At 73.5% G+C, this 20,661-nt stretch carries 19 protein-coding genes and 2 pseudogenes; 5 read left to right on the top strand and 16 right to left on the bottom strand.

All coding sequences use genetic code 11. The features are described from left to right. Positions 1–171 precede the first annotated feature (171 nt). Entirely contained in the window at positions 172–1,215 is a 1,044-nt protein-coding gene (locus tag ACZ4Z2_RS01335) for a LacI family DNA-binding transcriptional regulator (RefSeq protein ID WP_468071135.1), read from the bottom strand. A gap of 275 nt (positions 1,216–1,490) precedes the next feature. Between ACZ4Z2_RS01335 and ACZ4Z2_RS01330 the strand changes: the two genes are divergently transcribed. From ACZ4Z2_RS01330 to ACZ4Z2_RS01315, 4 genes are all read left to right on the top strand, one after another. Then, positions 1,491–2,642 carry a Gfo/Idh/MocA family protein gene (locus tag ACZ4Z2_RS01330; protein WP_468071133.1) on the top strand — a complete coding sequence of 384 codons (1,152 nt, stop codon included), beginning with the start codon at positions 1,491–1,493 and terminating at the stop codon, positions 2,640–2,642. Beyond that, a complete protein-coding gene (locus ACZ4Z2_RS01325) occupies positions 2,639–3,793 on the top strand; it encodes a dihydrodipicolinate synthase family protein (RefSeq protein ID WP_468071131.1) in 1,155 nt (384 codons plus the stop codon). The genes ACZ4Z2_RS01330 and ACZ4Z2_RS01325 overlap by 4 nt, the downstream gene beginning before the upstream one ends. A 38-nt stretch (positions 3,794–3,831) precedes the next feature. Then, positions 3,832–4,629, top strand: coding sequence for a sugar phosphate isomerase/epimerase family protein (locus ACZ4Z2_RS01320; RefSeq protein WP_468071657.1), 798 nt, complete (start codon positions 3,832–3,834; stop codon positions 4,627–4,629). A 110-nt stretch (positions 4,630–4,739) separates the two neighbouring features. Beyond that, complete coding sequence (locus ACZ4Z2_RS01315) at positions 4,740–5,285, top strand: DinB family protein (protein ID WP_468071129.1); 546 nt, start codon at positions 4,740–4,742, stop codon at positions 5,283–5,285. On the opposite strand, the gene ACZ4Z2_RS01310 is transcribed toward ACZ4Z2_RS01315, so the two are convergent. Both ACZ4Z2_RS01310 and ACZ4Z2_RS01305 read right to left on the bottom strand, forming a co-directional pair. Next, positions 5,267–5,527, bottom strand: a complete 261-nt coding sequence (locus tag ACZ4Z2_RS01310) for a DUF397 domain-containing protein (protein ID WP_468071127.1) — start codon at positions 5,525–5,527, stop codon at positions 5,267–5,269. The two genes, ACZ4Z2_RS01315 and ACZ4Z2_RS01310, sit on opposite strands and share 19 nt — an antisense overlap. After that, positions 5,524–6,375: a helix-turn-helix domain-containing protein gene (locus ACZ4Z2_RS01305; RefSeq protein WP_468071125.1), complete on the bottom strand. Its 852-nt coding sequence runs from the start codon at positions 6,373–6,375 to the stop codon at positions 5,524–5,526. Before ACZ4Z2_RS01305 ends, ACZ4Z2_RS01310 begins: the two co-directional genes overlap by 4 nt. 158 nt (positions 6,376–6,533) lie before the next feature. Here ACZ4Z2_RS01305 and ACZ4Z2_RS01300 point away from each other — a divergent pair, with 158 nt between their 5' ends. Further along, a complete protein-coding gene (locus tag ACZ4Z2_RS01300) occupies positions 6,534–7,034 on the top strand; it encodes an ATP-binding protein (RefSeq protein ID WP_468071123.1) in 501 nt (166 codons plus the stop codon). Positions 7,035–7,058: 24 nt separating this feature from the next. Here ACZ4Z2_RS01300 and ACZ4Z2_RS01295 read toward each other — a convergent pair whose 3' ends face one another. From ACZ4Z2_RS01295 to ACZ4Z2_RS01235, 13 genes and pseudogenes are all read right to left on the bottom strand, one after another. Then, entirely contained in the window at positions 7,059–7,787 is a 729-nt protein-coding gene (locus ACZ4Z2_RS01295; protein WP_468071121.1) for a hypothetical protein, read from the bottom strand. 56 nt (positions 7,788–7,843) lie between these two features. Further along, positions 7,844–8,896: a hypothetical protein gene (locus ACZ4Z2_RS01290; RefSeq protein ID WP_468071120.1), complete on the bottom strand. Its 1,053-nt coding sequence runs from the start codon at positions 8,894–8,896 to the stop codon at positions 7,844–7,846. A 104-nt stretch (positions 8,897–9,000) separates the two neighbouring features. After that, positions 9,001–10,410, bottom strand: coding sequence for a DUF6177 family protein (locus ACZ4Z2_RS01285; RefSeq protein ID WP_468071118.1), 1,410 nt, complete (start codon positions 10,408–10,410; stop codon positions 9,001–9,003). 45 nt (positions 10,411–10,455) lie between these two features. Continuing rightward, complete coding sequence (gene eccCa / locus ACZ4Z2_RS01280) at positions 10,456–14,448, bottom strand: type VII secretion protein EccCa (protein ID WP_468071116.1); 3,993 nt, start codon at positions 14,446–14,448, stop codon at positions 10,456–10,458. A gap of 82 nt (positions 14,449–14,530) precedes the next feature. Continuing rightward, a complete protein-coding gene (locus tag ACZ4Z2_RS01275; RefSeq protein ID WP_468071114.1) occupies positions 14,531–15,958 on the bottom strand; it encodes a hypothetical protein in 1,428 nt (475 codons plus the stop codon). 15 nt (positions 15,959–15,973) lie between these two features. Next, on the bottom strand, positions 15,974–17,356 hold the full coding sequence (gene eccD, locus ACZ4Z2_RS01270) for a type VII secretion integral membrane protein EccD (RefSeq protein WP_468071655.1): 1,383 nt from the start codon (positions 17,354–17,356) through the stop codon (positions 15,974–15,976). A 16-nt stretch (positions 17,357–17,372) separates the two neighbouring features. Continuing rightward, positions 17,373–17,690 carry a hypothetical protein gene (locus ACZ4Z2_RS01265; protein WP_468071112.1) on the bottom strand — a complete coding sequence of 106 codons (318 nt, stop codon included), beginning with the start codon at positions 17,688–17,690 and terminating at the stop codon, positions 17,373–17,375. 76 nt (positions 17,691–17,766) lie between these two features. Further along, positions 17,767–18,078 (bottom strand): pore-forming ESAT-6 family protein, encoded by a 312-nt coding sequence (locus ACZ4Z2_RS01260; RefSeq protein ID WP_055521555.1) that lies wholly within the window; start codon positions 18,076–18,078, stop codon positions 17,767–17,769. Positions 18,079–18,171: 93 nt separating this feature from the next. After that, positions 18,172–18,504, bottom strand: coding sequence for a hypothetical protein (locus ACZ4Z2_RS01255; protein WP_048821142.1), 333 nt, complete (start codon positions 18,502–18,504; stop codon positions 18,172–18,174). Positions 18,505–18,641: 137 nt separating this feature from the next. Further along, positions 18,642–18,842 (bottom strand): annotated as a pseudogene (locus ACZ4Z2_RS01250) (SRPBCC family protein); the annotation flags it as partial. Positions 18,843–18,948: 106 nt separating this feature from the next. Next, positions 18,949–19,116, bottom strand: a pseudogene (locus tag ACZ4Z2_RS01245) (zinc-binding dehydrogenase); the annotation flags it as partial. A 225-nt stretch (positions 19,117–19,341) separates the two neighbouring features. Further along, positions 19,342–19,731 carry a D-ribose pyranase gene (gene rbsD, locus ACZ4Z2_RS01240; protein WP_468071109.1) on the bottom strand — a complete coding sequence of 130 codons (390 nt, stop codon included), beginning with the start codon at positions 19,729–19,731 and terminating at the stop codon, positions 19,342–19,344. Beyond that, positions 19,728–20,642, bottom strand: coding sequence for a ribokinase (locus tag ACZ4Z2_RS01235; protein ID WP_468071107.1), 915 nt, complete (start codon positions 20,640–20,642; stop codon positions 19,728–19,730). Before ACZ4Z2_RS01235 ends, rbsD begins: the two co-directional genes overlap by 4 nt. Between the last annotated feature and the right edge of the window lie 19 nt (positions 20,643–20,661).

The following is a 20,661-nucleotide window of genomic DNA, read 5'->3' as shown; positions in this document are numbered from 1 at the left end:
ACCCGCCGCCCTCCCTTCCACCGAGGGCGGCGGCCCACCCCGGCGGGCCACCCCGGCGGCCCACCCCGGCGGGTCACCCCGGCCCCCCGGCGGGTCACCACCCGCCCCCGGCGGGTCACCCCGGTCACCCAGGCGAGTCACCCCGCCGGCCCATCCCGGCAGGGCGCCGGCTCACTCCCCCCGAGGCGCCCCGGTCGACCCGCGGACCATCAGCTCGCCCCGGACGGTGGCGATTCCCCCGTGCGGTGCCTCCTCGCGCCCCATCGCGATCCGCCCGGCGCGGGCCCCCGCCTCCGACAGCGGCAGCCGTACGGTCGTCAGTGCCGGTACCGCGTCGATGCTGAAGGGGAGGTCGTCGAACCCGGCGACCGAGACGTCGTCCGGAATCCTCAGGCCGGAATCGCGGAGCGCCGCGCACGCGCCCAGCGCCACCGTGTCGTTCGCGGCGACGACCGCCGTCAGCGTCGGGTCGCGCCGCAGCAGTTCCAGCGTCGCCTCGTACCCGGAGAGCCGGTCGTAGCGTCCGTAGACGGTCCGTCTGGAGTCGTCCTCGATGTCGGCCGCGGCCAGCGCCGCCCGGTGCCCCTCCAGCCGGTGCCGGGTGGTGGTCCGTTCCTCGGGCCCGGCGATGTACCCGAGTCGCCGATGCCCCAGCCCGATCAGGTGCTCGGTGAGCCGCTGCCCGCCGCCCCGGTTGTCGAAGGTGATCGCTATGGCCTCGGGCGTGGGCGGCCGCCCGCACAACACGACCCGCGTCCCGGCCTCCGCCAGCTTCCGCACCTTGTTGCCGACGGCGGTCAGATGGGCCGGGTCCTCGATGGCCCCACCGGTCAGCACCACGGCCGCGGCGCGCTGCCGCTGCAACAGCGTGAGATACGTCAGTTCGCGCTCAGGGGAGCCGCCCGTGTTGCACACCACGGCCAGCCGCTCCCCGCCCGCGCGCCCGCCCGGCCCGCCGATCTCGTTCTGGATGGCGCTCGCCATGATCCCGAAGAAGGGGTCGGCGATGTCGTTCACCAGGATGCCCACCAGGTCGGAGGTGGCGGCGGCGAGGGCGCTGGCGGGCCCGTTCAGGACGTAGTCCAGTTCGTCGACGGCCTTGAGCACCCGCTCCCGCGTGGACGCGGCCACCGGATAGTTCCCGTTGAGCACCCGGGAGACGGTCGCGGGCGACACCTGCGCACGGGCCGCCACGTCCGCCAGGGTCACTGTCATCGTTTACTCGCCTCCGGTGAGCGTCTCGTCCGAGTCGTCGCGAGCCGTGCGGCTCGTCCGGGGAACCATACGACCGCGATCGCCGTTCGCCCCCTCGAACAACTCGAACCCCCTACGGTCTTGTCCGGACCGCTGCTCAGAGGCTAGCTTCTCACTAGATAGAAAGCGCTTGCTGTCACGCTCACCTCTTCAGGTCCCCGGGCGTACGCGGCGCCGGACGCGTACGCACCAGAACGAACACGTCAGCAACGCAGAACAAGACGAAGGGATCGGCCGTGACACGCAAGACCGTACGGATCGCCATGAACGGCGTGACGGGGCGCATGGGGTACCGCCAGCACCTCGTCCGCTCCCTCCTCGCCCTCCGCGAGCAGGGCGGACTCGACCTCGGCGACGGCACCGTCCTGTGGCCCGAGCCCGTCCTCGTCGGCCGCCGTGAGCACGCGCTGAGGGCGATGGCCGAGCAGCACGGCCTGGAGCACTGGTCCACGGACGTGGACGCGGTCCTCGCCGACGACTCCGTGGACATCTACTTCGACGCCCAGGTCACCTCCGCCCGCGAGGAGGCCCTGAAGAAGGCGATCGCCGCCGGCAAGCACATCTACACGGAGAAGCCCACGGCCACCGGCCTGGAGGGCGCCCTGGAGCTGGCCCGCCTCGCCCACACCGCCGGCATCAAGCACGGCGTCGTCCAGGACAAGCTGTTCCTGCCGGGTCTGCTGAAGCTGAAGCGCCTCATCGACGGCGGCTTCTTCGGCCGCATCCTGTCCATCCGCGGCGAGTTCGGCTACTGGGTCTTCGAGGGCGACTGGCAGGAGGCCCAGCGCCCCTCGTGGAACTACCGCGCGGAGGACGGCGGCGGCATCGTCGTCGACATGTTCCCGCACTGGGAGTACGTGCTGCACGAGCTGTTCGGCCGAGTGAAGTCCGTCCAGGCGCTCACCGCCACCCACATCCCGCAGCGCTGGGACGAGCAGGACAAGCCGTACGACGCCACCGCCGACGACGCCGCCTACGGGATCTTCGAGCTGGACGGCGGCGCGATCGCCCAGATCAACTCCTCCTGGGCCGTCCGCGTCAACCGCGACGAGCTGGTGGAGTTCCAGGTCGACGGCACGGAGGGGTCCGCCGTCGCGGGCCTGCGCAACTGCCGCGTCCAGCACCGCAGCGCCACGCCGAAGCCGGTGTGGAACCCCGACATCCCCGCCACCTACTCCTTCCGCGACCAGTGGCAGGAGGTCCCGGACAACGCCGAGTTCGACAACGGCTTCAAGGCGCAGTGGGAGCTGTTCCTCAAGCACGTGTACGCCGACGCGCCCTACCACTGGGACCTGCTGGCCGGCGCCCGCGGTGTCCAGCTCGCCGAGCTGGGCCTGAAGTCCTCGGTCGAGGGCCGCCGTCTCGACGTACCGGAGATCCAGCTGTGACGATCCGACTCCCCGACGGCGCGGGCGGGCTCAGGACCTACACCCCCCGCCCGGAGCCCCTGGCCCTGGCGACGGGCGCCCCCTTCACCTCCCGCACGGTCTTCTCGGCGGCGCACGTCGTCGCCGACCCCTTCGCCGACGTGTCCCCGGACTCCCCGGCGGCCGTCGACTGGGAGGCGACCCTCGCCTTCCGCCGTCACCTGTGGTCGCACGGGCTCGGCGTCGCCGAGGCCATGGACACCGCCCAGCGCGGCATGGGCCTCGACTGGGCGGGAGCGGCGGAACTGATCCGCCGCAGCGCCAAGGAGGCCAAGGCGGTCGGCGGCCGCATCGCGTGCGGCGTCGGCACCGACCAGCTGACCGCGCCCGCGTCCCTGGACGAGATCCGCGCGGCGTACGAGGAGCAGCTGGCGGTCGTCGAGGAGTCGGGCGCCCAGGCGATCCTGATGGCCTCTCGGGCGCTGGCCGCCGCCGCGCGGGGCCCGGAGGACTATCTGGAGGTCTACGCGCACCTGCTGCGCCAGGCCGCCGAGCCGGTCGTCCTGCACTGGCTCGGCCCGATGTTCGACCCGGCGCTGGAGGGCTACTGGGGCTCGTCCGACCTGGACGCGGCCACGGAGACCTTCCTGGAGGTCATCGCGGCCCACCCGGACAAGGTCGACGGCATCAAGGTCTCGCTCCTGGACGCCCAGCGGGAGATCGACATCCGCCGCAGGCTCCCGAGCGGTGTCCGCTGTTACACGGGTGACGACTTCAACTACCCCGAGCTGATCGCGGGCGACGAGCAGGGCTTCAGCCACGCCCTCCTCGGCATCTTCGACCCGCTGGGCCCGCTGGCGGCCGAAGCGGTGCGCGTCCTCGACACGGGCGACGTGAAGGGCTTCCGGGAACTCCTGGACCCGACCGTCGAACTCTCCCGCCACCTCTTCCAGACCCCGACCCGCTTCTACAAGACGGGCGTGGTGTTCCTGGCGTGGCTCTCGGGCCACCAGGAGCACTTCACCATGGTCGGCGGCCTCCAGTCCGCCCGCTCCCTCCCGCACTTCGCGCGGGCGTACGAACTCGCCGACGGCCTGGGCCTCTTCCCGGACCCGGCGCTGGCGGAGACCCGTATGAAGAACCTCCTGTCGGTGTACGGGGTGGCCCAGTGAGCGCGGGCACCGGACTGGAACGCTTCTCCATCAACCAGATGACGGTGAAGCAGCTGTCGATGCCGGAACTGGTCGCCGGCTGCGTGGAGCTGGGCATTCCCGGCGTGGGCCTGTGGCGCGAGCCGGTGGCGGCCCACGGCCTGGAGGCGACGGCCAAGCTGGTCCGCGACGCGGGCCTGACGGTCACCACCCTGTGCCGGGGCGGCTTCTTCACGGCGATCGACCCGGCGGAGCGGGCGGCGGCCCTCGCCGACAACCGCAAGGCGATCGACGAGGCGGCCACGCTCGGCACGGACACGCTGGTCCTGGTCTCGGGCGGCCTCCCGCAGGGCTCGAAGGACCTCCACGGGGCGCGGGAGCGCATCGCGGACGCCCTGGCCGAACTGGGCCCCTACGCGGCGTCGAACGGGGTGCGGCTGGCCATCGAGCCGCTCCACCCCATGTTCGCCTCGGACCGCTGCGTGGTGTCGACCCTCTCCCAGGCCCTGGACATCGCGGAGCGCTTCCCGGCGGACCAGGTGGGCGTGACCGTGGACACGTACCACATCTGGTGGGACGACACGGCCCCCGCGGCGATCACCCGCGCGGGCGCGGGCGGCCGCATCCACACCTTCCAGCTAGCCGACTGGATCACCCCGCTCCCGGCGGGCGTCCTGACCGGCCGCGGTCAGATCGGCGACGGCGCGATCGACATGCGGGAGTGGAAGGGCTACGTGGAGGCCGCCGGCTACACGGGCCCCATCGAGGTCGAGCTGTTCAACGACGAGCTGTGGGCCGGGGACGGCCACGCACTCCTGTCGGAGACGGCGCGACGGTTCGTGGAGCACGCGGGCTGACGTGGGCGGCCGTTCGGTCCCCGGGGACACGGAGAAGCCCCCGGGGACCGGCGGCACCGCCGCCGGAAACTCGATTCTCGACGGGGGCGCCGCTGTGCGAGGGTCGGCCGGTGACTGACTCCCGCCCTGATCCCGCCCCGCGCCCCCCGCTCGACCTGCTGCGCTGGCAGTTCGACCTGACCTGGTCACTGTTCGAGTACCACCTGGAGAGGCTCGAACCCGACGACTTCCTGTGGGAGCCGGCCGCGCTCTGCTGGACGATGCGCCGGGCCGACGACGGCACCTGGGTGCCGGACTGGGCGGACACCGAGCCGGACCCGGTTCCCGTACCGACTGTCGCCTGGCTGAGCTGGCACATCGGCTGGTGGTGGAGCGTGGCCGCCGACCACGCCCACGGCAGGGCGCCTCGCGAGCGGAGTGCCATCGTCTGGCCGGGCCCGGGCGAGCCGACGGTCGCGTGGCTGCGGGCGCTGCGCACGGACTGGCTGGAGGCGCTGGACCGCCTCACCGTGGCGGACCTGGAAACGACCGCGTCGCTCCCCTGGCAGGACGACCCCCGGCACACGGTGGCGCACATGGTCGCCTGGGTGAACGCGGAGTTGATGAAGAACGTGGCGGAGATCGGCCAACTGCGCCTTCAGCGCGCCGCGGGCTGACGCTCTCCGGGAAGGGAGAGGAACCCGGTCCAGGCGGCGGGGGAGAGGGTGAGGGTGGGGCCGGTGGGGTTCTTGGAGTCCCGGATGTGGATGGTGTGGGGGGTGGTGGCTATCTCGACGCAGTCGCCGTCGCCGCTGCTGCTGTAGCTCGACTTGCGCCAGGAGAGGGCGACCTCTACGCAGTCGTCGCCGTCGCCGCTGCTGTAGCTGCTTTTGAACCAGGACAGTTCGCTGGTGCTCATAGGTCCCCTCGCATCCGCTGCAACAGGCTCACTGAGTCCGGCATAGTGAGTGCCTGTGAACGCATCCTGGCATACCGGCTTTGCAGGATGCTGATCTCCTTCGCGTCGACGACCAGCATCCCGCCACGCTGGCCTTCGCAGTAGGCGAACCAGCGGTTCTCGGGGGTCTCAAGCAACTGGATGGGACCAGCAAGCCCGGCATGTGACTCGCGGAGGAGTGGCATGACCTGGATCTCCACGTTCCGCTGTTCGGCGATCCTCAGCACGTGGTCAAGGAGTTCACGTGTGACTTCGCCTCCTCCCGTCTGCCGCAGAAACAGCTGCTCTTCCAGGATGAAGCTGAACGCCGTGTTCGGCCGCTCCCGCAGCAGCCGCTGTCGTTCCGCCCGAGCCGTCCACTGCGCCTCGATCTCGTCGTCGGTCAGAAGCGGCAGCCGATCCTCGAACAGAGCCCTCGCGTACGCCTCCGACTGCAACAAGCCCGGAATCATGCGGCACTCGTACGTGTACAACGTGATCGCCGTCGCCTCCAGCCGCGCCCACTTCCGGAACCACGCCGCCAAGCCCGGCTGGCGGCCCAGGTGTTGCGCCGCGCGGACCAGCGCGCCCGTGCTGCCCAGGGCGCGGTCCACGCCCTCCACCAGCGTCGTGTCCGGCAGGCGGCGGCCCTGTTCCACGGAGGCCACCATGTGCTTGGAGTAGCCGATGGTGTCGGCCAGTTCCTCACGGCTGATGCCGGCGTGTTCGCGGAGGGCCTGGACCATCGCGCCGAACGTACGGAGACTGTCGGACGCCTCTGGTTCGCCGCCCGCGCCGATCCCCGTCATGTCGCTGCTGTCGGCCCCCATCGGCCACCTCCCGCGCACCTGCCCACCAGACCACACCGCTCAACGCCCATCGTCACGTCACGTCACCGGTACTGTCCAGCGAGTCACCGCGTACGCTGCGTGAGCGTACGCGGGGTTCCGGTGGTCAAAAGGGCCCCGTGGCCGCCAGATTGGACGGCATGACCGCACCGCCCGCTGCTCGGCCCACCGCCCTGGCGCCGACGTTCACGCACCGCTTCGCCTCGACCCCGCTCGGCGCCCGTCTCGCGAGACGCAAGACGGTGGTCACGCTGAACGCCTGGGGCATCCCGTACGGCTCGGACGTCTCGGAGCGCGCGGCCGTGGTCGTCGCGGAGCTCGCGGCGAACGCGGTGACACACGGCCGCGTGCCCGGACGGGACTTCGAGCTGCGGCTGTCCCTGCCCACCGGCTCGCTCCGCATCGAGGTCACCGACACCCGCGCCGAGGGCCGGCCGCCGGGCCCCGGTGCCGTGTCCGCCGCCGGTCCGCTCGACGACTCGGGGCGGGGGATGACGCTCGTCGACGCGCTGGCCGACCGCTGGGAGGTACGGGAGCGGACGCCGCCCGGCAAGACCGTGCTGGTGGAGATCGACGTACCGGGGTGGCTGGGGCTGATGCGGCGGCTGGCGATGGCGAGGCCGCCGAAGAGACGCCGTTAGCGCGCCGCTGTATCCCGTATGCCGTCAGGGCCGGACGTTCCGGTCGGGCCGGTTCAGGACGCGGGTCGGGGCCTCTGCCCGCGGGGGCGGCGGGGGCGGCGGTGGCGGGGGCTGCCGCGGCCCTTGGGGCGGCGGCGGGGGAGAGGCCGACGCCTGCTGCTCGTGGAGCAAGGGCAGCGGGGCGTGGAGGCGCCAGACGCCGGGGAGGTCGAGGCGGCCCTGGCGTTCGGCGAGCAGGATCTGCTGGACCGCCAGCCGGGCGTCCAGGACGCACTCCCCGCTGTGGATGGCGACGAGATGGGCGTCGCGTACGACGCCGACGAGCCCGTTGATGTGGAAGACCAGGTCGAGCCAGATGTCGAGGGTGCCGACCTTGGCGCCGTCCAGGAAGACGTCGACGTACGGGCGGTGCTTGGACGCGATGTCGTGGGCGGCCAGCGCGACGACCTCCTCGCTGCCGGGGACCGCGCGGGTGCGGTGCGCGGCGTCGGTCAGGGCCACGTGCCGCCGCCAGCCGCCGGCCGCCACGTCGAAGACGTCGAGGGAGAGGAAGGAGTCGATGGAGCCCGCCACTTCCTGCTCCACGGCCCGTTCCCCGGCGGGGGTCAGCGGGCGCCCGGTGTCGCCGAGGAGGCGCCGTGCCGCGCCGTTGCCGTGGAGCGGGCCGGTCAGCGCGTCCGCCGGGTCGGGGCAGTCCGGGCCGAGCAGGAAGGAACGGACGGTGAACGGTTGTGCCGGTGCGGTCGCGGTCATGGCGTCACCTCCGCGGAGTTCGGGGGGCGCCGGCCCGTCGGGGCGGCGCGGGCCGTTCAGTTGAGGCGCTGCTCGCCCGTGTCGGGGTGGGGTTCGAGCCGTACGGTGCGGTCCCGGGCACCGCCGTCCCGACGTCGGCGCAGCTCGGACGTCCAGGTGCCGGTGCCCGAGCGCAGGGCCGTGCTCAGGTGGTCGTGGACCCAGCGCGCACTGCGGTGGCGGTGGTTCAGCAGGGAGAACAGGAGGGCGAGGAGCAGCACGGCGGCGAAGGCGGAAGGCCCGACGACCCAGCCGACCGGCACCGCCGTGCCCCCGCCGTCCGTACCGCCGGTCCCGCCCGAGTCGGTGCCGCCGTCGGACCCGATGATCCCGCCCGTGGTGTCACCGGTGTCGCCGTCGGTGTCCCCGGTGGTGCCGCCGCTCGTGGTGTCTCCGGTGTCGCCGGTGGTGCCGCCGCTCGTGGTGTCTCCGGTGTCCCCGGTGGTGCCGCCGCTCGTGGTGTCTCCGGTGTCCCCGGTGGTGCCGCCGCTCGTGGTGTCTCCGGTGTCCCCGGTGGTGCCGCCGCCCGTGGTGTCGCCCGTGTCCCCGGTGGTGTTTCCGTTCGTGCCGCCGCCCGTGGTGTCACCGGTGTCCCCGGTCGTACCGCCGTTGTTCTGGCCGTCGGTCGTCGTACCGGTCGTGCCCGTCGTACCGGTCGTACCGGTGGTACCGGTGGTACCGGTCGTACCGGTCGCGCCCGTCGTGCCCGTCGTCTCCTCCTCCGTGACGGTGAACGACGCGCTGCCGGTGGGGTACTTCGTCGTGTCGCCCACGGCCGCAGGCTTCTTCGTGCAGGTGACGGTCACCTGGTGGGAGCCCGCCTCGGCGGCGTCGGGTACGGCGATGCCGGCGCCGGACGCGCCGGAGGGCTGGAACGGGATGCCGGAACCGTCCCAGGTGACGGCGCTGATGTAACCCGGGGTGACACACACGCCGAACTCGATGTGCACGGAGGTCCCCGGCGGTCCCGAGGCCGGGCTCAGGGTGAGCCCCCCTCCCCCCGTGGCCGCCACCGCGACCGCCCCAGCTGCCGAGAACGCCGTCGGCGCCCACGTGATCGCAACGCTCATCAGCACTGCGGTCAACGTCTGCAGGAGGAACCGTGCGGTGGATGACATGAGGCATCGCCTCTCTCATTCTCCGCCGGTCCGCCCGGCCCCGCAGCCCGTACCGCTCAGGGCTCCGAGCGCCGGTCGGCCGGGGACCGCAGGTGCCGCGTGAGCCGCTGGAGCCGTTCCCAGGCCGACGGGTCCTCGCCGTCGCCGAGGGCGTAGTGCAGGGCAGGGCGGGTCGTCGGGCCGAGTCCGGTGGGGCTCAGGCCGAGCGGTGGCCGGCGGGCCTGGTCGAGGCCGATGGCGTGCACGTCGTCCGGGCCCAGGGTGAAGGCGGCCGGCAGCGGCGGGCCCTCCAGCCGCGGGGCGGTCGCCAGGTCGGCGGGGGCCGCCTGCACGGAGACCAGCATGGTCCGCAGGGAGTGCTTCGTCACCAGCTCCTCCGCCAGGGCCCGCACACGGTCCAGGGGCGGCTCCTCGCCCTCCTCGTACCCGACGGTGAGGACCATGTCCTCCTCCACGCCCTTCGTGGTCCGCGTCACCCGCACCGTCGCGATGGCCGGGCGCTCGGGCCGCCCCACCACGACCAGTTGCGACGGCTCGGGCATCCGCTCCCGGGCCAGGTCCGTCAACTGCCTCGGCGACCAGGGCAGGTTGACGGGCTCGGCGGTGCCCCAGCCGCCGGGGGCCGAACCGGTCAGGATCTCCCAGGCCGCCTCCAGCGCGCCGCCCAGCAGGAGCCGTTCGTCGGGCCGGTGCGCCGTACGGATCGCCACGACCAGCCGTCGGCCGGCCGCCTCCTCCGCGCGGCGCGTGAACGCGGCGGCCACCGTGGCCGTGCCGTCCTCGGACAGCGCGGGCGAGAACGCCCCGTCCTGCCAGCGCAGCACCGCGCCCGACAGCCCGTCGTAGTAGCCGCACTCCGGGTCCTGCACCACCCACCGGTTGGGCACACGGGCGAGCGTCGCCCGGGCCGGGGCGCTCAGACGGACACCGGGCGGGGTGACGATCTGAAGGGACCGCCGGGAGGCCACGGCCGTGCGCATGATCTCCGCGAGCCAGCTGGTCAGCGCCACCACCGGGCGGTCGATGAGGACGACCGCCGCGTTCTCCGTGACGACGTCCACGGCGGGCTGCCCGGAGCCCGCCGACGGTACGGCGGACACGTCGACGGCCTCCGTGTGCGCGGCCCCCGCCGGCCAGGTCGTGCCGCCCAGCAGCGCGTTGAGCCGGCCGCACACCACCCCGGCCAGTCGCTCCGCCTCCGGTACGGCCGTGGAGGCCCGGGCCTCCGTCCACCAGTAGGGCGCCTCGGCGCTCTGCCCGAGCAGACGCTCCGCCTCACCCGGCACCTGCACCAGCAGCGGCGACTCCACGGACACCAGGGGCCGCCCGCCGGGCCCGTGCAGCTGGACGACCGCCCCGTCGGCCGCCGCCGACAGGTCCACGTCGGAGCCGCCCGCGTACAGGCTCGCCATGAGCGCCCACACGTGGGGCATCGTCGGGGTGAGGGCGATGACGTCCTTGGTCACGTGCGGTCGTCCTTCTCGGTGGTCATGGGCGCTCGGCGCCGGTGGTCACGGGCGCTCGGCGTCCTCGCCGGACAGCGCGGTCTGGATCAGCTGGTGGGCGCGGCCCCGGCGGACCAGGGTGCCCCGGCCCGGCGGCTGCGCGGACGGGTACAGGCCGGGGAAGAGCTGTCCCTCGCTCCGCTCGCCGGTCATGAGCAGCGCGGCCGTGCCGGTCTCGCGGAGCGTCTGGAGCAGTGGCTCGTAGACGGCCCGTGAGGCGCCCGCCGTCCGCCGGGTGATCACGAAGTGCAGGCCGATGTCCTGCGCCGACGACACATACGGCAGGAACGGCGCGAGCGGCTGCTGCCCGGCGGTGGTGAGGATGTCGTAGTCGTCGACCAGGATCACGATGCGCGGCCCCTCGAAGGCGGGCTCGTCGGTCACCGCGTCCGGGTCGGCGGTCTCCGGCATCCGCTTCTCCAGCTCGGTCGCGATACCGGACGCCAGCCCGGCCGCGAGCTTCGCGTTGTGCGCGTAACCGCCGCGGTACGGCTCCGGGACCACGCCCCGCAGTCCGCGCCGGGGGTCGAACACGCCGAAGACCAGCTCCTCCTCGGAGTACCGCTCCACCAGCCGGTCCACGATCAGCCTCAGCAGGTTCGTCTTGCCGCACTCGTTGTCCCCGAGGACCAGCAGATGCTGGTCGGAGCCGAACAGGTCCAGCAGGACGGGCGCGAGGGCGTCCTGGTCGACGCCGATCGGGACCCGGCCCGGCTCCGCCACGAGCGACGGCAGCCGGCCGGCGGGCAGCCGCGTCGGCAGCACCCGTACCGGGGCGGCGAGTTCGCCGTGCCAGGTGGAGCGGATCGTGCGGGCCGCGTCCTCCAGCGCCGGACCGAGGTCGCCCGTCGACGGCCGTCCGTCCAGCCGGGGCAGCGCGACCTGCGCGAACAGCTTGCCGTCGGTGAGGACCCGCCCCGGCGTGTCGGGCGACAGGGTCTGGGACAGCTTGCGGTCGACACTCGAATCGCTCGGGTCGTTGAGCCGCAGCTCGACCCGGGTGCCGAACATCGACTGCGTCGCGATCCGCACGTCGTTCCAGCGGAGCATGCCGCCGACGACATGGATGCCGTAGCCGCCGCCCCGCTTCAGGAGGTCCACGACCGTGTCGTCCAGCTCGGCGAACTCGTCGCGCAGTGCCCCGAACCCGTCGATGAGCAGCACGATGTCGGTGGAGCCCAGCTCCCGCAGCTCACCCCGCGCGCGCCGGTGCCGCAGCTGGTCGACGGAGTCGATGCCGTGCTCGCGGAACAGCTCCTCCCGCTCGATGAGCATCGTCCGCACCTCGGCGACCGTCCGTGCCGCCCGCTCCCGGTCGGCCCGCCCGGCGATCCCGCCGACGTGCGGCAGCCCGGCCAGCGCGGACAGACCGCCGCCGACCAGGTCGAGGCCGTAGATCGCGACCTCGGCGGGCGTGTGCGTCGCCGCCAGCGACAGCGCGAGGGTGCGCAGCAGCGTCGTCTTGCCGGACTGCGGGCCGCCGATCACCGCCGCGTGCCCGCCCGCGACCGTCAGATCGAGCACCCAGTGCCCCTGCCACTGCTTCGCCGGGTCGTCCAGCACGCCGAGCGGCACCCGCAACGGCCCCTGCCGCGCCGCGAGTTGCAGGCCCCGCTCGCCGACCTGCACCGGCCCCGCCGCCGCGTCCAGCGTGATCGCCTCCGGCAGCGGCGGCAGCCAGATCCGGCGCACCGGCCGCGCGGCCCCGGCGAGCCGGTCGACCATCACCGACATCACCGTCGGCCCGGTCTCCCGCTTGGTCGCCTTGGGTTCCTCGGGCGCGGCACCGGAAGCGGGTGCGCCGCCGAGCGCGTTGTACGTCGGGTACGGCCACACGAGCGGCGTGTCGTCCTCCTCCCGCGCGGCGAGCGCCGGACCCCGGTACGCGCCGGACACGTACCCCGCCTTGAACCGCTCGTACGTCGAGGTGTCGACCTTGAGGTAGCCGAAGCCCGGCAGCGGCGGCAGATGGAAGGCGTCGGTGGTGTCGAGGACGGTCCGCGACTCGTCGGCGGAGAACGTCCGCAGCCCCAGCCGGTACGACAGATAGGTGTCGAGGCCCTTGAGCTTGCCGCCCTCGATGCGCTGGCTGGACAGCAGCAGATGCACGCCGATGGAGCGGCCGATGCGGCCTATGGAGAGGAACAGGTCGATGAAGTCCGGCTTGGCGGTGAGGAGTTCACCGAACTCGTCGATCACGACGAACAGGTGCGGCAGCGGTTCGAGGTCCGGGCGGCTGCTCGCCCGCAGGGCCGCGTAGTGCCCGATGTCGGCGACGTTCCCCGCGTCCTTGAGGACCTGCTGCCGCCGCTTGACCTCTCCGGCGAGGCTGGAGTGCACACGCTCGACGAGCCCCGCCTGGTTCTCCAGGTTGGTGATCACCCCGGCCACGTGCGGGAGCCCGGTGAACGGGGCGAAGGTCGCACCGCCCTTGTAGTCGACCAGCACGAGCGCCAGGTCCTCGGGCGGATGGGTCGCGGCGAGCGCCAGCACCAGTGTGCGCAGCAGCTCGCTCTTTCCGGACCCGGTCGCGCCCACGCACAGCCCGTGCGGGCCCATGCCCAGCTCGGACGACTCCTTCAGGTCCAGCAGCACCGGCTCATGACGGTCGGTCAGACCGATCGGCACGCGCAGGAACTCCCGCTCGCCGCGCGGCGCCCACAACCGGTCCAGGTCCAGCTCGGCCGGGTCGTCCACGCCCAGCAGCACGGGGAAGTCGACGGGCCCGGTGACCGGGGCCCCCTCGGCCGCCGACTCGGCCGACAGCCTGAGCGGCGCGAGCAGCCGGGCGAGCCCCTCCGCCCCGGCGGCGGTCACGTCGTCGCAGGCCCCCTGCGCGACCGCGTGGCCCTCCCGGAGGTCCTCGACCACGACCTGGTCGCCGCGCACGGTGATCCGCACCGACACCTGGTCCGGCTCGTGCACCTGCCGCTCCAGCAGGTGCAGCACGGTGACGCCCATGTCACTGAGCCCCACCGCCGTGTCCGGCAGCGGCAGTTCGGCGGCCGTCTCCCCGTACTCGTCACTCACCACCAGCATCCGCGACGCCAGCCGCAGGGCGTTCCGGTCGGCCAGCCCCCGGCGCACCTCCGCCGCGTAGGAGGCACGCCGTCCCAGCTCATGGCGGAAGTGCCGGGCCAGCTGCGGCAGACTCGGCGCGATCCGCCGGGCCGCCACCGGCCCGTCGTGCTCCTGCGAGTCCAGCACGTGCGGCAGCCACTTCGCCCACTCCCAGTCCGGCAGCCGCTCCCCGGGCACCCCGAGCGCCACGGCCACGTCGTCCGGCGCGTGCGTCACGGCCACCTGCACGAGGAGCGCCCGCGCCACCCGCAGCACACCCTCCCGGTCGCCGACGACGCTGACGTTGCCCGCGCGGTCCAACGGGACGGTGACCGGGCAGTCGTTGGCGACCGAGTAGCGGGCCAGCAGGGCACGCGCCTCGTTCAGCATGAACGGGTCCGGCGGTGTCATCACACCGCCCTGGTTCTGCCCGATCGCCAGCTCCGCCACCGGCACGTCACCGGTGCCGACCCGCACCCGCAGGAAGTCCGGGTCCCGCCGCCGGCGCTCCCAGAGCCGCGCGGGGTCACGCACGAGGTCGTAGAGGGCCTCCGGGGGCGGATTGAGCACCCGTGCCAGCGTCCGCCGCTCGCGCTCCTCGGCCCCCAGTTCCTCACGCACCTCCTCCAGGTACTCCAGGTACCGCTCCCGCTGGGCACGCCGGGTGCGCTGCGCCTTGCCGCGCTGCGACAGGAAGAGGGCCACGGCGCCGAGCAGCGCGAAGACCAGCACGACCGCGCCGAGCGCCGCGAACTGGCTGCTGCGGATGACGGTCATCATCACGACGGAGCCCATGACACCGGCCATCGGCAGCAACGCCGTCGCCGCCGAGCCCGCCTTGCCCTCCGGGAGGTTGGGCGGCGGCTCGATCGTGCGGGGTTCGGCCGCCCCGAGCGGGCGGGTGCTGCGCGCGGGCCGGTGGACCAACTGCTGGGTCACGGACGGACCCCTTCTTCCCATGGGTGGTCGTACATCGGGGAGCCGTGAGGACGGTCGCGCAGGGCGGTGCGGGACCGGTGGGTCATCGCATCCTCACCGCCCGGGTCATCGCCTCCGCCGCCAGCGTCACGGCCGCGTCCCGCGTGGCCTCGCCCAGCAGGGCGGTGCGGATGGGGCCGCCCTGGGCGAGGTGCCGGTCGTAGGGGACGGTGACGACGTGGACGCCGGACTCCTTCAGGTGGGCGACCGCCGTCTTCCGGTCCAGGGTGACGTCGGGCGAGTTGGCGGTGAGCGCCACGACCGTCGAGGCGAGCGCGGAGTGCGGCAACTGGCCCAGCCAGTCCAGGACCTGCCGGGTGCCGTTGACGCCCTCGGCGGTCATCGGGGCGACGACGACGCGCGCGTGCGCCGTGTCCATCGCCGTACGGGCCACCTCGCCCGGCAGGGTCTCGCAGTCCACCACGGTCACCGCGAAGTAACGCCGCAGCGCGAGGGTCACCGTGCGGTACGTCCGGATGTCGAGGGGGGCGCCCACGCGGCCCTGGCTCGCGGGCAGCAGCCAGCCGCCGTCCGACACGGGCACCAGGTACCCGGTGACGTCGGTGAGCTGCATCGCCGGGTTGAGGATCGCCGCGAGGTCGGCCGCCGCCCAGCGCACCGAGTCGGCGCCCATCCGCACCGGCAGCGTGCCGAGCGCGGCGTCCGCCTCCAGGGTGAGCACCGGGTCGTGCCGGTAGTGGTTGAACGTCCGCCCCAGCAGCGCGGCCACCGTCGACTTGCCGACGCCGCCCCGGATCGACGTCACGGCGATCACCCGCCCCGTCGTCACCGGCTGCTGCAACTCCCGCGCGATCCGCGTCTCCTCCGCCACGTCCTGCGCGGCGGACGACGTCAGCTTCTTGATCGAACGCCCCGTGCGCCGGGCCACGGAGTCCCCGTGCTGCGGCCGGCCCAGCGCGTGCGCCAGCCGGGGATCGATCGTCGGCACCGACTCCGGTGCGTGCACCGGGGCCTGCGGCACACGCGAACCACGCGTCGCGGGCGCGGCCGGGGGAGTGGCGCGGGGTGCGGGACGGGGGTCACCGGGCCGCTCGGGGCTGCCCGGGGACTGCGCGGTCGCCTGGGGGAGACCGAGGCGGGGGTCGACACCATGGGAACCCACGCCGTGGCTGGGCTGCCCCGGCTCCGGATGACCGGGAACCGGCCGTACCGGGACCCCCTGCACCGCCCGCCCCCACCGGCCGTCGCCGCTCTCCTCAGCCGGCTCCGCCGACCGGGAGGGCTCGGGCGCCTCCGCCGGCTCGGCCGGCACCGAACGCACCAGCCTCAGCGTCGGCTCGGCCCGCCGCGGGGCGCCGGTGGGCGACCCCGCCGCGCCCGACGCCGCGTCGGCCCCCGACGGCCCCGGACCGGACGCGGCCCCGGCGCCCGCGCCCGCAGGCGACGAACCCGTACCGTCCTGCCCCAGTTCGCGCAGCACGTCCCGCTGCCAGTCCCCTGCCTGCGCCATGTGCGCCCCCAACTCCTAAGCGAAGGTGTCGAGCAGTCGCCCGTACACGCCGAACACCCCGATGAGCAGCGGGAACAGGGTGATGACGCCGACGGACTCCAGTGTGTCGCCAAGGCGCCGCAGCCGTACCCGTACGTGTTCGGCGGGCTGCACGGCGAGCACCAGCAGCGGCAGGACGGCCAGCAGCACGAGCACGGCGAGCGGGCCGGCCGCGTCACCGGAGCGTTCCACCCAGACCGCGACCAGCCGTACGGCGATCACCGCCGCCGCGCCCAGCAGCACCACGACCTCGGCGACCAGCGGGAACGCCCGGGCGCGCAGCGCGAGGACGACCGTGGTGACCACGGCCAGCAGCACGGTCCACTTGGTCGGCGCGCGCAGCGCGAACACCCCGGCGGCGGTGGCCGACAGGGCCGTCGTCACCGTCGCGAGCACCAGCCCCCGGTGGGTGGCGGTGAGCGCGGCGGCGACCTGGTAGCGGCTCACGGACGCCCCGCCGGAGCGCCGGTCGTCGAGCCCGGAGAGACCGGACGCCATCAGCGCGAGCCGGGGCAGCAGACCCAGCACGACCACGGAGACGACGGCGAGTACGGCGCCCACGCGGGCCTGTTCGTCCATCGGCGCCGGTCCCGACACGAACGCCGCGACGCCCAGCCAGCACACCGCGGTCCCGGCCAGCGCCCCGGCCCCGACCAGCCCGCCGCGCCCGAGCGGGCTGAACAGGCCGAGCAGGGCGAGGGTGACGATCCCGGCCCCGGCGAGCGCCGCGACCCGTGCGGTGCCGGACCAGTCCTGGGCGTCGGCCAGCGTGGCGGCGCCGAGCAGGCCCAGCGCCCCGGCGGTCACGATGAGCGTCGTGGCGAGCCCGTGCTTCCTCAGCCGCCCGAGCACCGCGCCCGCGAGCGCGGCCACCACGGCGACGGCGAGCAGGGCGCCCGCGACGCTCCCGGCCCCGTACTCGGCCCGCGCCAGCCACCCGGCGGCCAGGGCCCAGCCGACCGTGGCGAGCCCGGCGGTGACCCGCCGTGCGGCCGGACGCCAGCGCAGACCGCGTGCGTCGACGTCCTCGGCGGCCTCGTCCGTGACGTCGTGCACGACGGGCGCCGACGGCGCGTCCTCGGCGCGCACCAGACGCAGTACGGCGCCGTCCGGAACCCCGGCCGAATCCAGCGTGTTGTCGTGCGCGAGCGCGCTGCCGTCCGCGGTGACGAGGTGCCGCAACTCCGGCCGCTCGCCGACCCCGTCGTCGAGCAGCCGCATCACCTCGGGCAGCAGCAGCCCGACCGGTTCCCGCGAGGGCAGCACCAGATCCACGCGCCGCCGCTCACCGACCAATGTGACCCGGCTGAGTGCCGTACGCCCGCCGGTCATCTCCTGGCTCAGGGCCCCCGTAGACATCACGCGTTCGAACCTATCACCGGGTAGAAGTGCTGGTGGGAGACGCGGAGGAGGCCCCCGACGGACTCGCCGAGGGCGTCACCGAGGGCGTCACGGAGGGCTGCACCGAACTCCCGTACGGGCTCTTGCCGATGATGCGGTTCGACACGAACGACCACCCCACACATCCCGCGCACAGCACCGCCGCGATGACGATCCCGGCGAAGACCTTCCCGATCCGCTCGTCCACCGAGCGCCGCTGCCGCTGCGCCCCGAACAGCAGGGCGTCGCGCAGCCGTCGACGGCGCACCGACACCGACTCCAGCAACTGGCTGTCGTAATCCTGCGCCGCCACGGCTGCCTTCCCTCACACACTGCTCACTGCTCACTGCTCACGCGACCGCCAGACGGACGTGGGACGCCGGCCCGCGTCAGCCGATCTGGTCCACCGCCGCGCGGGCCTTGGCCAGCGTGGACTGGGCGGTGCCGTCGTTCTGTTCCAGAGTGGTGCGCACCAGGCGGATGATCTCGCGTACCTCGCCCGCCGCCTTCTTCCAGCGCTCTTCCTTGCCGTGGTAGTCGTCGGAGACGCCGTCGGCCTGGAAGTCGGTCATCGCGGCCTTCACCGCGGCGTCGCGGTCGCTGAGCACGCGCTCCAACTGGCCCACGATCGTGCCGAGCGAGGTCTGCACCTCACCCGAGGCACCGGTGTCGTACGAACGGCGGTCCTGGTTCTGACCCATGGTGGATGTCCCCCTGTGGCTCTCGTGACTCTCGTGACTCTCGGGTTCTCGATGACGGGCCGGTGGCCGGTGGCCGTGCCCGGTGGCCGCCGGCTAGCGCGCGCCGAAACGGGCCGCGTCGAAGTTCGCGAGACCCATGTTCTGGTTGGCGTTGTCCTGGGACTCCACGTCACCGGTGCCGAAGGCGTTGTCCATGCCCGACTGACCGCCCAGGATCGCGGCGAGCGAGCTGTTGAGGTCCGCGGTGATCTCGTCCGCGCGGTTCTTGAACGAGTCGAACGCCAGCTTGCCCGCGCCGTTGAACTTGCCCTCCAGCGGCTCGGCCGCGCTGATCAGCAACTGGATCAGCGTCCCCAGGTCGTCGCTCGATCCGAGCGTGCTCTTGCCGAGGTCCGCCAGAGTCGTCGACCCCATGTCGAACTTCACGTCGTGTCCACCCCCGTGTGTCTGGGTCACCTACGTCCCCGCCATGCTCTCCCACAACCCGTTGCACCCGCAACGCACTTGCTCGCGAAGTGACATGATCGGGACATAACTCGAACAGAGCTGTGGCGAGCGGGCGTTCACCCACGGCCCCCGGCGGCGGCCTTCAGATCGCTCAGCCACGCCTCGAGGCCCGCGCCGAGCGCCGCCGTCGCGGTGGGCACGTCCGCCTCGACCTGGGCGCCGGTCCAGGTCTCCTCGGTGCGCACACGGACACCGTCCTCGACCTTCTCGAACGTCCACAGATGGACCCCCTCGTCGATCCGCAGCCCTTCGCCGACCGGGTGGGCGGGCCGGCAGCCGATGGATGAGGGCGCGGGCCGTTGGGCGGGCCGGGAGCCGATGCGCGGTCGTTTCGCGGGCCGGGCCGCTCGGGCGCCGCCCCTGCTACGGCTCCAGCACGACCTTCCCGGCGACCGTGCCGGACTCGGCCAGGCGCAGGGCCTCGGCGATGTCGCCGAGCGGCAGGCGGGCGGCGATCCTGGCGGTGACGTCCCCGCGGAGGTACGCCTCGAAGACCTGGGTGAGGTCGGCCCGCAGCCGTGCCCGGAACACCCTTTCAAGGGCCCCCTTGGCATACCAAAAAAGTTCAAGAAGCCGTGCAACCCTCCCCCAGCCCCGCGGGTCGTACTTGGAGTCAGGACTTCTCGGAGGGGGATCTGGGGGGATCGCGGGGGTTCTGACGGGGAGGGGAAAGCCGAGGGGCCCGGTCCTGGACCGGGCCCCTCGAAACATGTCCGGCGGCGCACCACACGCGCGCCCCTCAGCGGAGTGCGCCGCTCAGAAGAACACGCCGCACCGCAGCAGCACATTCGCGTACGGCCGCGCCTCCCCGGTGCGGACGACGAGCCGCGCGTCCTCCGACAGCTCCTTCAGCCGCTCGTGGGGGACCAGTTCCAGCGCGGTGAAGCGGTCCGCCAGCAGGGCGGCCGCCTCCGGGTTGGCGTCCCGGACCTCGTGCGCGGCGGTCGCGCCCTCGACCACGAGTTCGTCGAGCAGCCCGTCCAGCACCTCGGCGAACGACGGCACCCCCGCCCGGAACGCCAGGTCGACCACCCGCGGCCCCCGCGGCACCGGCATCCCGGCGTCACACACCAGCACCCCGTGCCCGTGCCCCAACTCGGCGAGCGCACCCGCCAGATGACGGTTGAGTATCCCGCCCCGCCTCACCGGCCCTCACCCCCCAGCGCGGCGACCTCCTCCGCCGTCGGGAAGGACACCTGCGCCCCCGCCCTGGTGACGGCCACCGCTCCGACCCGCGCCGCGAACGCGGCGGCCTTCGCCGGTTCCTCGCCCGCACCGAGCTTCCACGCCAGCGCCGCCGTGAACGCGTCCCCGGCCCCCGTGGTGTCCACGGCCTCCACCCGCACGGCCGCCACCCGCGCGGTGCCCCCGGCCGTGGCGACCAGCGCGCCCTCCGCGCCCAGCGTCACCACCACCGAGCGCGGCCCGAGCGCCAGCAGCGCCCGCGCCCAGTCCTCCGGAGACCCCGCCAGCTCGCCCCCGGCGATGACCCGTGCCTCGTGCTCGTTGACGATCAGCGGATCGCAGGCCGCCAGCACCTCCTCGGGCAACTCCCGCGGCGGCGACGGGTTCAGCACGAACCGCGTGCCCTCCGGCAGCCGCCGTACGACCTCCACCACCGTCTCCAGCGGGATCTCCAGCTGCGCCGACACCACCCGGGAGCGCCGGAGCAGCGGGTCGGCGGCCCGGACGTCCTCGGGGGTCAGCCTCCCGTTGGCGCCGGGCGACACGACGATGCTGTTGTCGCCCGACGGGTCCACGGTGATCAGGGCGACCCCGGTGGGCGCCCCGCCGACCAGCACCCCCGCCGTGTCGACCCCCGCCTCGCGCTGCGAGTCCAGCAGCAGCCGGCCGTTGCCGTCGTCGCCGACCCGGGCCAGCAGCGCCGTACGGGCCCCGAGCCGGGCCGCCGCCACCGCCTGGTTGGCGCCCTTGCCGCCCGGGTGCACGGCCAGGTCGGAGCCGAGCACCGTCTCACCGGCCCCCGGCCGCCGCTCGACACCGATCACCAGGTCGGCGTTGGCCGATCCCACGACCAGGAGGTCGTAGTCGTACATGAAGCATCTCCCTGTGCTG

The sequence above is a fragment of the Streptomyces sp. NPDC030183 genome, assembly GCF_055573455.1.
This window is presented reverse-complemented; position numbering and strand designations above follow the sequence as displayed.

What these genes read in the sequence shown, in the direction of transcription:
- ACZ4Z2_RS01300 (WP_468071123.1), top strand. Translation starts at nt 6,534, where the DNA reads ATGACCGCACCGCCCGCTGCTCGGCCCACCGCCCTGGCGCCGACGTTC.
- ACZ4Z2_RS01275 (WP_468071114.1), bottom strand. Translation starts at nt 15,958, where the DNA reads ATGGCGCAGGCAGGGGACTGGCAGCGGGACGTGCTGCGCGAACTGGGG.
- ACZ4Z2_RS01320 (WP_468071657.1), top strand. Translation starts at nt 3,832, where the DNA reads ATGACGGTGAAGCAGCTGTCGATGCCGGAACTGGTCGCCGGCTGCGTG.
- ACZ4Z2_RS01305 (WP_468071125.1), bottom strand. Translation starts at nt 6,375, where the DNA reads ATGGGGGCCGACAGCAGCGACATGACGGGGATCGGCGCGGGCGGCGAA.
- ACZ4Z2_RS01235 (WP_468071107.1), bottom strand. Translation starts at nt 20,642, where the DNA reads ATGTACGACTACGACCTCCTGGTCGTGGGATCGGCCAACGCCGACCTG.
- ACZ4Z2_RS01310 (WP_468071127.1), bottom strand. Translation starts at nt 5,527, where the DNA reads ATGAGCACCAGCGAACTGTCCTGGTTCAAAAGCAGCTACAGCAGCGGC.
- ACZ4Z2_RS01295 (WP_468071121.1), bottom strand. Translation starts at nt 7,787, where the DNA reads ATGACCGCGACCGCACCGGCACAACCGTTCACCGTCCGTTCCTTCCTG.
- ACZ4Z2_RS01260 (WP_055521555.1), bottom strand. Translation starts at nt 18,078, where the DNA reads ATGGGTCAGAACCAGGACCGCCGTTCGTACGACACCGGTGCCTCGGGT.
- ACZ4Z2_RS01335 (WP_468071135.1), bottom strand. Translation starts at nt 1,215, where the DNA reads ATGACAGTGACCCTGGCGGACGTGGCGGCCCGTGCGCAGGTGTCGCCC.
- ACZ4Z2_RS01290 (WP_468071120.1), bottom strand. Translation starts at nt 8,896, where the DNA reads ATGAGCGTTGCGATCACGTGGGCGCCGACGGCGTTCTCGGCAGCTGGG.
- eccD (WP_468071655.1), bottom strand. Translation starts at nt 17,356, where the DNA reads ATGTCTACGGGGGCCCTGAGCCAGGAGATGACCGGCGGGCGTACGGCA.